Source organism: Burkholderia sp. E168m15, from assembly GCF_016586105.1.
GTDB classification, from domain to species: Bacteria; Pseudomonadota; Gammaproteobacteria; order Burkholderiales; family Burkholderiaceae; genus Burkholderia; species Burkholderia orbicola.
In genome coordinates, this window is record NZ_BCPO01000138.1 from 1 (window position 1) to 9,635 (window position 9,635).

Annotated in this window: 10 protein-coding genes; 3 read left to right on the top strand and 7 right to left on the bottom strand. The window is 69.1% G+C overall.

Going from position 1 to position 9,635, the window contains the following annotated elements; genetic code table 11:
• Positions 1–62: 62 nt before the first annotated feature.
• From JMF86_RS20955 to JMF86_RS20965, 3 genes are read right to left on the bottom strand one after another with little or no spacing between them, the layout of a single operon-like run.
• Positions 63–1,304 carry an MFS transporter gene (locus JMF86_RS20955; protein ID WP_011547773.1) on the bottom strand — a complete coding sequence of 414 codons (1,242 nt, stop codon included), beginning with the start codon at positions 1,302–1,304 and terminating at the stop codon, positions 63–65.
• Positions 1,301–1,636, bottom strand: coding sequence for a hypothetical protein (locus tag JMF86_RS20960; RefSeq protein WP_011547774.1), 336 nt, complete (start codon positions 1,634–1,636; stop codon positions 1,301–1,303). The genes JMF86_RS20955 and JMF86_RS20960 overlap by 4 nt, the downstream gene beginning before the upstream one ends.
• A gap of 37 nt (positions 1,637–1,673) precedes the next feature.
• Positions 1,674–2,162, bottom strand: coding sequence for a MarR family winged helix-turn-helix transcriptional regulator (locus tag JMF86_RS20965; protein WP_011694727.1), 489 nt, complete (start codon positions 2,160–2,162; stop codon positions 1,674–1,676).
• A 150-nt stretch (positions 2,163–2,312) separates the two neighbouring features.
• Here JMF86_RS20965 and JMF86_RS20970 point away from each other — a divergent pair, with 150 nt between their 5' ends.
• Positions 2,313–2,804 carry a 2,4'-dihydroxyacetophenone dioxygenase family protein gene (locus JMF86_RS20970; protein WP_011547776.1) on the top strand — a complete coding sequence of 164 codons (492 nt, stop codon included), beginning with the start codon at positions 2,313–2,315 and terminating at the stop codon, positions 2,802–2,804.
• Between the two features lie 107 nt (positions 2,805–2,911).
• Here JMF86_RS20970 and JMF86_RS20975 read toward each other — a convergent pair whose 3' ends face one another.
• Positions 2,912–4,060, bottom strand: coding sequence for an epoxide hydrolase family protein (locus JMF86_RS20975; RefSeq protein ID WP_011547777.1), 1,149 nt, complete (start codon positions 4,058–4,060; stop codon positions 2,912–2,914).
• A gap of 78 nt (positions 4,061–4,138) precedes the next feature.
• Positions 4,139–5,104: a GlxA family transcriptional regulator gene (locus JMF86_RS20980; RefSeq protein WP_011547778.1), complete on the bottom strand. Its 966-nt coding sequence runs from the start codon at positions 5,102–5,104 to the stop codon at positions 4,139–4,141.
• A gap of 141 nt (positions 5,105–5,245) precedes the next feature.
• Here JMF86_RS20980 and JMF86_RS20985 point away from each other — a divergent pair, with 141 nt between their 5' ends.
• Positions 5,246–6,046, top strand: a complete 801-nt coding sequence (locus JMF86_RS20985; protein ID WP_041489484.1) for an SDR family oxidoreductase — start codon at positions 5,246–5,248, stop codon at positions 6,044–6,046.
• Here JMF86_RS20985 and JMF86_RS20990 read toward each other — a convergent pair.
• Entirely contained in the window at positions 6,043–7,413 is a 1,371-nt protein-coding gene (locus JMF86_RS20990) for an MFS transporter (RefSeq protein WP_011547780.1), read from the bottom strand. The two genes, JMF86_RS20985 and JMF86_RS20990, sit on opposite strands and share 4 nt — an antisense overlap.
• 186 nt (positions 7,414–7,599) lie before the next feature.
• Entirely contained in the window at positions 7,600–8,559 is a 960-nt protein-coding gene (locus tag JMF86_RS20995; protein ID WP_006482658.1) for an MBL fold metallo-hydrolase, read from the bottom strand.
• Between the two features lie 178 nt (positions 8,560–8,737).
• Between JMF86_RS20995 and JMF86_RS21000 the strand changes: the two genes are divergently transcribed.
• Positions 8,738–9,635: IclR family transcriptional regulator (locus JMF86_RS21000; protein ID WP_201317133.1), on the top strand; the 898-nt coding region annotated here is incomplete at its 3' end.

Genomic DNA, 9,635 nt, shown 5'->3' on the forward strand with positions numbered 1-9,635 from the left:
GAACGCCGCGCATGGCGGGGGCGCTGCCGGCGGCATAGCGGCGGCTTCCGGTTCGGGTTCGTTCAGGCCCCGTCGTCGGATGCGCGGGGCTGCGCTCGCTTGCGCGTGACGAAATGGGTCGCGACGAGCGCCGCGGCAAAGCCGGACGCCGCGCCGAGGCCGAGCGCCCAGCGCGGGCCGAGATGGTTCGCGACCCAGCCGGCCACCGGCGCGCCGATCGGCGTGCCGCCCAATGCGACCGCGAGACGCAGCGCCATCACGCGGCCGCGCATCGCCGGCTCGGTGGAAAGCTGCATCAGGCTGTTGGTCGAGTTCATGAAGGTGATCGCGGCGACGCCGGTCAGCACCAGCGCGGCGGCGAACGACCAGTAGCCGGGCGCCAGCGCGGCGAACGTGCAGCCGAGCCCGAACAGCGCCGCGCCGATCCACAGATGACGGAAACGCGGCTGCTCGCGGCGCGCGGCGAGCAGCGCGCCCGAGATCGTGCCGACCGCCATCATCGACGACAGGAAACCGAACCCACGCGCATCGACGTGAAACACGCTGGCGGCCATCGTCGAAATGAACAACTGGAAATTCAGCCCGAACGTGCCGATCAGGAACAGCATCACGAGGATGGCTGTGAGGTCCGGCCGGCGCCACACGTAACGGAATCCGTCGAGCAGGCTGCCGCGCGAGCGGCTTGCCCGCACATTGGTGCGCAGTTCGTCCTCCCGAAGCCGCGACAGCGACGCCAGCACCGCGAAGAAGCTGAGACCGTTCGCGAGAAACGCCCAGCCGGTGCCGACCGATGCGATCAGGAAGCCGGCCGCCGCCGGGCCGACCATCCGCGCGGCATTGAACGACGTCGAGTTGAGCGCGACTGCGTTCGCGAGTTCGCGGTCGCCGACCAGTTCCGCGACGAAAGTCTGCCGCACCGGCGCGTCGAACGCCGACGCGCAGCCGAACAGGAACGCGAATACATACACGTGCTCGAGCCGCACCGCACCGGTGACCGTCAGCACGCCGAGCACGAGCGCCAGCGCCCCCATCAGCGCCTGCGTCGCCATCAGCAGCTTGCGCTGGTCGAAGCGGTCGGCCGCGTAGCCGGTCCACGGCAACAGCAGCAGTTGCGGCCCGAACTGCAGCGCCATCACCGTGCCGACGGCCGATGCGTCGTGATGCGTGAGCTGCGTCAGGACGAGCCAGTCCTGCGCGGTGCGCTGGATCCACGTACCGATGTTCGACACCAGCGAGCCGATCGCCCATACGCGGTAGTTGAAGCTGCGAAGCGAGCGGAACACGCCCGCTGCCGGCACGCTCACGGCCGCTCCCGGTCGGGCTCGTTGCCGCCGTGCAGTGCGCCGAAATGCCGCGCGAGGAACAGGCCGAGCGCGAGGATGCCGAGGCCGAACGCCGCCGCGTCGGCCGTGACCTTCAGGTCGAAATCGCCGGCCCGGCGCATGAGCGCATAGGCAATCACGAGATTCACGACGCCCCACAGCACGTTCACGGTGGACGACGACAACCCGCGGCCGGGCGGATTCGCGAACGGCGTCTGGAACGGCTCGCCACGCAGCCCGCTGACGAGATGCGGCACGGCGTTCGCGAGAAACGCGCCGCCGAAGAAGTACGACACGAGGTGCAGGAGGTTCATTTGCGGGTTGTCCTTTTGGCTAGCGGGCCGGAGCGGTTCACGAACGCGCCGGGTCCTCGAATTCGGCGAGCCGCTGCAGCAGCTTCACGGCCGCCGCGAGCTCGGCCTGCTCCGCCGCCGACAGTTGCGCGTGCAGCGCGCGAAAGAGCCAGTCGTCCTTGGCCGCGCGATTGGCTTGCAGCACCTTGCGGAAACCGGGCGTGAGCGCGATCAGCGTCTGCCGGCCATCGGTGGGATCGGGCGCGCCGGCGACCGCGCCGAGCGCCTCGAGCGTGGCGACCGTCACCCGCATCGACTGCGGGCGCACGCTTTCGGCGCGCGCCAGCGCCGACACGGTCGCCGGACCGTCGCGATCGAGCCGCAGCAGCACCGATTTCTGCGAGGACGTGAGGTCGTTCGGATGGGTCTGCTCCCGCATCCGCCGCATCAGCTTGCCGACCGAGATGCGGAGTTCGCCGGCGAGACCGGCCAGCGGGAGGGTGTCGGGGGAAGACGATGGCGAGTTCATGAATCCAAGATAGCACATCGACAGTCAAACTGTACAGTTTGACTGTATATTTCATCGTGTAAGGATCGGGCGGCCACGTGTGCTTTCGGCACGACGCCGCGCCCCGTTCGGCCGCGCATTCCGGCTCTGCGATAATGCGGGCTTCCCGTTTCCGCACCGCCTTCCGCCATGACGCAGCCGTCCGCCCCGCTCTCCATCGACCTGCCGCCGATCTCGTGCCTGCCCGGCGACGCGCTGCCGTGGCTGCCGATGAGCGCCGACCTGCCGGGGCTCGCGATCAAGTACCTGCACATCAACGCGGCCGAGGACACGCTGACCGCGCTGCTGAAGATGCCGGCCGGCGGCATGCTGCCGCGCCATCGTCACGATGGCGAGGTATTCGTCCATACGCTGCAGGGTGCGTGGCGCTACCGCGAATACGACTGGGTCGCGCACGCCGGTTCGACGGTGCTCGAACCGGCCGGCTCGGTACATACGCCGGAAACGCTCGGCGCGCCGGGCGAGGATGTGATCACGCTGAACGTGATGCGCGGCGACCTCGTGCTGCTCGACGACGACGGCCGCGAAACGGCGCGCGAGAACTGCCGCGTCGCGCTGCTGCGCCAGCGCAAGCATGCGCGTACGGCGCCGGATGCGGCCACGGCGTTCGTTACGCGGTAACTACGCGGCAAGACAGGCGACGCGACGCGCATCGTGCCGCGCCCGTCCATCCCGTCACGCGCGAGCGTCCTCCAGTATTCGTTTCCGCCGCCAGGCTTGCCCGCCGGTTATCGGAAACGCCTGAAAAACCGCCGAATATCGTCGGCCAGCAAGTCCGGCTCCTCCATCGCCGCGAAATGGCCGCCGCTCGGCATGTCAGTCCACTGCACCACGTCGAATACGCGTTCGAGCCAACTGCACGGCGGGCGGCTGATTTCCTTCGGAAAGCGCGCGAAGCCGACGGGCACCGCCAGGCGTTGCCCGGGCGCAAACCGCATCGGCTGCAGCCGGTTCTCCCAGTACATCTGCATCGACGAGCCGATGCAGCCGGTAAACCAGTAGAGCGAGATGCCCGTCAGCAGCGTGTCGTGCGAAAAACGGCGCGCGACGTCGCCGTCGCAATCGCTCCACGCACGGAATTTCTCGCCGATCCACGCGGCCAGCCCGAGCGGCGAATCGTTGAGCGCGATGGCCAGCGTCTGCGGCTTCGTCATGTGGACGTACGCGTACCCGCCTTCGAGCGCCGCCCACTCGCCGCGCTGCTTCAGGAACGCCTGCTCGTCGTCGGTCAGCGGCCGCGCCGCGTCGATCGGCGGGTCGTAGCTACCGGGCAGGTAGTTCAGATGGATGCCGTCGACCACGCCCTCATGCCGAGCGCCGAGCGCGACCGACACGCCCGCGCCCAGATCGCCGCCCTGTGCGCCGAACCGCGGGTAGCCCAGGCCGGCCATCAATGCCGCCCAGCAGTCGGCGACCTGAAGCGCCGACGTGCCGGGCGCCGCCGGCGCGGGAGAAAACAGGAAGCCGGGCAGCGACGGCGCGACGATGTCGAAGGCGTCGTCCGGATCGCCGCCGAACGCGGCCGGATCGCACAGGCGATCGATCAGTGCATGGAATTCGAATGCGGAACCCGGCCAGCCGTGCGTGACGACGAGCGGATAGGGTTTCGGGCCGGTGCCGCGCCGATGCACGAAATGCACGCGCCGGCCGCCGACGTCCGCGATGAACTGCGGCAGCCGGTTCAGCGCACGTTCCGCCGCGCGCCAATCGAAGCCGCCGGCCCAGTACGCGGCCAGTTCGCGCAGCCACGCGCCGTCGACGCCCTGCTGCCACGGCTCGGCGGGTGTCAGGTTGGGCGGGCGGGTGTCGCGCACGCGCCGCCGCAAATCGTCGAGCGCTTGATCGGATATCGCAATGTCGAACGGTTCGGCGTGCATCGTGTCTCCTCGCGAAACATGTCGACGAGATTCTGCGCGATTTTTCCGCCCCGCGCTGGCGGCAGGCGGTCGCGCGCGTCAGCCCGTTTCGCGCGCGTCAGCTTCCGTCCGTGCGTCGCGCCGCAACGCCTGCGGCGGCACGCCGAACCCGCGCACGAACGCCTCGCGCATGTGCCGGCGATCGCGAAAACCGTTCTCCCTTGCGATCACGTCGAGCGGATGGCGGCTCTGTTCGATCATCAGCCGCGCCGCTTCGAGCCGCAGCCGCTCGATCGCCTTCGCCGGCGACTGCCCGGTTTCGAGCGTAAACACGCGGCTGAACTGGCGCGGGCTCAGGTGCACGGCCTCGGCCAGCGCCTCGACGGTCAGCGCGCGGCCGAGATGCTGCCGCGCGTAATTGAGCGCGTTCTGAATCCGGTCGGATTTCGGCGCGAGATCGAGCATTTCCGAATGCTGCGACTGGCCGCCGGCGCGGCGCTGGTGCATCACCAGCTTGCGCGCGACCGACCGCGCGACGTCGGCGCCGAGATCCTTTTCCACCATCGCGAGCGCGAGATCGAGGCCGGCCGTCATGCCGGCCGACGTCCAGATCGGGCCGTCGACGATGAAGATCCGGTCGTCCTCGACGCGAATCTCCGGGTAGTGCCGCTGCATGTCGCGGCCGAACGCCCAGTGCGTGGTCGCGCGACGCTGCGCGAGCAGCCCGGCCTCGGCCAGCACGAACGCGCCCGTGCAGATGCCGGCGATCCGCCGCGCCCGCCCGTTCGCGCGGCGCAGGTAGGCGACCACGCCGGCCGGCGCCGGCGCGGCGAGCGGATCGTTGACGCCCGCGACGATCCACGTGTCGACGCCGAGGCGGCCGCGCAGCGCGCGCGTGGCGACCGGCAGCCCGAGCGACGAGCGCACGTCGCCGCCGTCGACCGAATAGTTGTCCATCGCGTAGAACGGCGCGTCCATCCCCATGTTCGCGTACTCGAACACCGACTGCGCGGCGAGCGCCATGATCTGGAAGCCATCGCTGATCAGAAAGCCGATTCGGTGCATGTGCGTTCTCCGCTTCCGTGCCGATTGGGCCGATGGGCCCGATGTCCGGAATCATACCCATCTACGTCATTTCTGTCGCCGCGCTTCGAGGCCAGAATGCCTTCACGCCATCCGGCCATCCTCATCGAAACGGAGCACATCATGACGCAAGCACATCGCGGTACCGCCCTCATTACCGGCGCATCGTCGGGCATCGGCGCCGTCTACGCGGACCGCCTCGCGCGCCGCGGCTACGACCTGATCCTGGTCGCACGCAATCGCGACCGGCTGAGCGCCCTCGCCGAGCGCATCACGAACGACACGCAGCGCAGCGTCGAGATCGTCGACGCGGACCTCAACGACCGCGCGGCGCTCGCCGCCGTCGAAGCCAAGCTGAAACAGGACGCGAGCATCACGCTGCTCGTGAACAACGCGGGCATCGGCACGCATGCGCCGCTGCTCGACAGCGACGTCGACGCGATGACGCGGATGATCGAGCTGAACGTGACCGCGCTCACGCGCCTGACCTATGCGGCCGTGCCCGGCTTCGTCGCACGCGGCCGCGGCGCGGTGATCAACATTGCGTCGATCGTCGCGATCTCGCCGGAAACGCTGAACGGCGTGTACGGCGGCAGCAAGGCGTTCGTGCTCGCGTTCAGCCAGTCGCTGCATCACGAGCTCGCCGACAAGGGCGTGCAGGTGCAGGCCGTGCTGCCCGGCGCGACGGCCACCGAGTTCTGGCAGACGGGCGGCCTGCCGCTCGAGCACCTGCCGAAGGAAATCGTGATGACGGCGCCGGACATGGTCGATGCGGCGCTGGTCGGGTTCGAGCGCGGCGAGCTCGTGACGATCCCGTCGCTGCACGCGGGCGACGAATGGGAGGCATACGAGGCCGCGCGCCGCACGATGGCGCCGCATTTGTCGGCCAATACGCCGGCACCGCGCTACACCACGGCGCGCTAGTTGCCGGCGGAGGCCGCGCCGCGCCGCGCGCCTTCGCCCTTCACGCCGACCATCAGCGCCACCCCGCTCGCCACCAGCAGCGCGGCGAGCAGATAGACGGCGAGATCCATGCTGCCCGTGCGCGTGCGGATCATCCCGATCACCCACGGGCTGACGATGCCGCTCGTGATCCCGATGCTGCTGATCAACGCGATCCCGGCCGCGGCCGCGTTGCCGGACAGGTAGCGGGTCGGCACGGCCCAGAAGATCGGCAGCGCCGCGAAGATCAGCGTCGCCGCTATCGACAGGCACGCGAGCATCGCCGCGAAGCTGTGCAGGTGCAGCGTCAGCGCCGCGAGCGCAAGCCCGCCGCCGATCGTGCAGCACGCGAAGTGCTTGCGGCGCTCGCCGGTGCGGTCCGAGCGGCGTGCGATCAGCACCAGCCCCACCGCGCCCACCGCATTCGGCACGACCGTGTAGAGGCTCACGGCGACGACGTCGGTCACGCCGAAGTCGCGGATCATCAGCGGCATCCAGAAGTTCAGCGTCAGCGACGCGCAAGTCAGCGAGAAATAGATGAACGCGAACAGGTACACGCGCGGGTTCGCGAGCGCGGCCATCACGCTGCGTCCGTCATGCGCATTGCCGGGTGCGCGGCCGTCGGCGCACAGCGCGGCGACGCGCGCCTTTTCGTCGGACGTGAGCCACGCGGCGTCCTGCGGCCGGTCGACGAGGAACGAGAACGCGGCGAACGCGAGCAGAATCGCCGGCGCCCCTTCGATCGCGAACATCCACTGCCAGCCGTGCAGCCCGAGCACGCCGCTCATGTCGCGCATGATCCAGCCGGACAACAAGCCGCCGAGCACACCGGCCACCGCGACGCCCGCGAAGAACACCGAGATCGCCGCCGCGCGCCGGTTCGCGGGGAACCAGTAGGTCAGGTACAGCACGATGCCGGGGAAGAAGCCGGCCTCGAACACGCCGAGCAGGAAGCGCAGCACGTAGAAATGCGACGGCTGCGACACGAACATCATCCCGGTCGACGCGAGGCCCCACAGCAGCATGATCCGCGTGAACGTGCGGCGTGCGCCGAACCGCGCGAGCAGCATGTTGCTCGGCACTTCGCAGCACACGTAGCCGACGTAGAACACCGCGGCGCCGAGGCCGTACATCGCATCGCTGAAGCCGAGATCGTGCTTCATCTGCAACTGCGCGAAGCCGATGTTGATGCGGTCGAGGAACGACACGACGTAGCAGAGGAACAGGAACGGGACGATCCGCCACGCGATCTTGCGGAACAGCAGCGCGTCGCTGAATGCGGATGCGGAAGTCGGCGCCGACGCGCTCGCGTGCGCAAGCGTCGCTTCGGCGGGAAGCGATTGGGGCATGTCTCTCTCCAAACGGGCCGCGCGATGTCGAGCGCGCGGCAGTCTCCGAGGGCGTGCATGCGCCCTGCTTTCTTGTGAGACCGGATACGGTCGCCGGCACCGCGGCGCGATGCCGCCGCGAATGCCGCGACCCTCAGGGAAACGGCAAGGCGATCATGTAAGCGCCGCCCCGCCGCCGTGGGCCGCTCAGTCCTGCAGCGCGGCCCACATGTCCTTGTCGCGCTGCGCGGTCCAGATGCGCGGATGCGCGATGCCGCTCGCTTCGTCGAACGCGCGCGACACGTCGAACGGCAAGCAGTGCTCGTAGATGAACACGTGGCCGAACTTCGGGTCCATCGCTTCGCGCGTGAGCGCCATCGCGGCCTTCAGGTCGAGATTGCGCTCGACGGCCTTGCGGCCCTGCGCGAGCAGCGTCGTGACGAAATCCTTCGTGTAGTCGAGGCCCTTGTTCACTTCGGCAGGATTCAGCAGCGCGGGGCCGCGGCCCGGCACGAGCTTCTCGGCGCCGAGCGCGCGCAACGCCTCGAGCGTGGCCGGCCACTGTTCGAGCTGCGCGTCGCCGCAATAGCACGCGGCGTCGTATTCGACGAGGTCGCCCGAGAACAGCACCTTCTGCGACGGCAGCCACACGATCGTGTCGCCCTTCGTATGGCCCGAGCCGACATGCATGATCTTCACTTCGAGCTTGCCGAGGAACAGCGTGATCTCGCGCTCGAACACGAGCGTCGGCCAGGTCAGGCCAGGCACCGTCTCGACGCCGGCGAACAGGCGCGGGAAGCGCTCGATCTCCGACTTCATGTCGGCCTCACCGCGCTCGACGATCATCTCGTAGGTGCCGCGGCTCGCGATCACGTGCTGCGCGCCTTCGTCGAAGTACGCGGACGCGCCGAGCACGCGCACCGCGTGATAGTGCGACAGCACCACGTGCTTGATCGGCTTGTCGGTGACGCTGCGGATCTTCGCGATCAGGTCCTGCGCCATCGCGGGCGTCGCGGTCGTGTCGACGATCAGCACGCTGTCGTCGCCGATGATCACGCCCGAGTTCGGGTCGCCTTCGGCTGTGTACGCGTACGCGTTCTCGGACAGCTTCGTCCAGGTGACTTTCTTCTCTTCCAGATCGGCTTGGGAGGCGAATGCTTTGGCCATTGTGCGTTCCGTGGCTGCGAGCCATGTGTTGAGGGGGAGTGAGCGGATCATCGGCCTGCGTCGAATATTTGTCAATGACAAATGCGCTTGCTATTGTCCAATACGGGTAAACCTGTGGGCTGGCGCTGAAAATGGCGTCGGATACCATGCGGGGTTTCGTCAACGGAAGAATCATCGCGTGCAGAACCACGAAGTCAGCGCGGACGATGCGCCGCCCAAGGCGCAGCGCGGCATCCAGAGTGTCGAGGTCGGCGGCCGGCTGCTCGACGCGCTCGCGCGCCGGCGCAAGCCGCTCGGGCTGTCGGAGCTGGCCGCGGCGGCCGATCTCTCCACCGCGCAGGCGCACACCTATCTCGTGAGCCTGACGCGGCTCGCGCTCGTGAAGCGCGACGCGCTCACCGGCAACTACGAGCCGGGCCCGCTGTCGCTGCGGCTCGGGCTGATGTCGATCGAGCGCCAGCCGGCCTACCGGGCGACGCTGCCGCATGCGGTGCGGCTCGCGGAAACGGTCGGGCTGAGCGTCGCGCTGTCGGTGCCGGGCGTGCTCGGCCCGACGATCGTGCGCATCGAACACGGCGGCTATCCGTTGCACGTGAACCTGCACGTCGGGTCGGTGATGTCGCTCGACACCACGGCGACCGGCCGCGTGTTCCGGGCGTTCGGCGACGCCGCGCAACTCGATGCGATGGCGGCCAGCCAGGCGGGTGCGGGCGAGACGCTTGCCGGCGCCGAAAGCGAGCCGGCCGCGCCGGACGCCGATGCGCAACCCGTCGAACTCGATGCGATCCGCGCACGCGGCATCGAACGCAGCATCGACCGGCCGAGCCCGGGCGTCAGCGGGATGTGCGTGCCCGTGCTCGATCCGCACGGGCGCCTGCAGCTCGCGTTGACGGTGATCGGTTCGACGGGATCGATCGATGTCGACTGGGACGGCCCGATCGCGGCGGCATTGCGCGGCGCGGCGCGGCAGGCCACCGCGTCGCTCGGCACGGCGCATGCGGAACCGGCGCCCGCGCCGGCGGTGGCGCCGGGCGTCGCGCGCGTACCACCCGCGCTGGCCGACGACGCGAAAACGC

Bases quoted from the DNA above. Each gene is read 5' to 3' on its own strand.
- JMF86_RS20960 (WP_011547774.1), bottom strand. From the start codon at position 1,636: ATGAACCTCCTGCACCTCGTGTCGTACTTCTTCGGCGGCGCGTTTCTC.
- JMF86_RS20980 (WP_011547778.1), bottom strand. From the start codon at position 5,104: ATGCACCGAATCGGCTTTCTGATCAGCGATGGCTTCCAGATCATGGCG.
- JMF86_RS20965 (WP_011694727.1), bottom strand. From the start codon at position 2,162: ATGTGCTATCTTGGATTCATGAACTCGCCATCGTCTTCCCCCGACACC.
- JMF86_RS20985 (WP_041489484.1), top strand. From the start codon at position 5,246: ATGACGCAAGCACATCGCGGTACCGCCCTCATTACCGGCGCATCGTCG.
- JMF86_RS20990 (WP_011547780.1), bottom strand. From the start codon at position 7,413: ATGCCCCAATCGCTTCCCGCCGAAGCGACGCTTGCGCACGCGAGCGCG.
- JMF86_RS20995 (WP_006482658.1), bottom strand. From the start codon at position 8,559: ATGGCCAAAGCATTCGCCTCCCAAGCCGATCTGGAAGAGAAGAAAGTC.
- JMF86_RS20970 (WP_011547776.1), top strand. From the start codon at position 2,313: ATGACGCAGCCGTCCGCCCCGCTCTCCATCGACCTGCCGCCGATCTCG.
- JMF86_RS20975 (WP_011547777.1), bottom strand. From the start codon at position 4,060: ATGCACGCCGAACCGTTCGACATTGCGATATCCGATCAAGCGCTCGAC.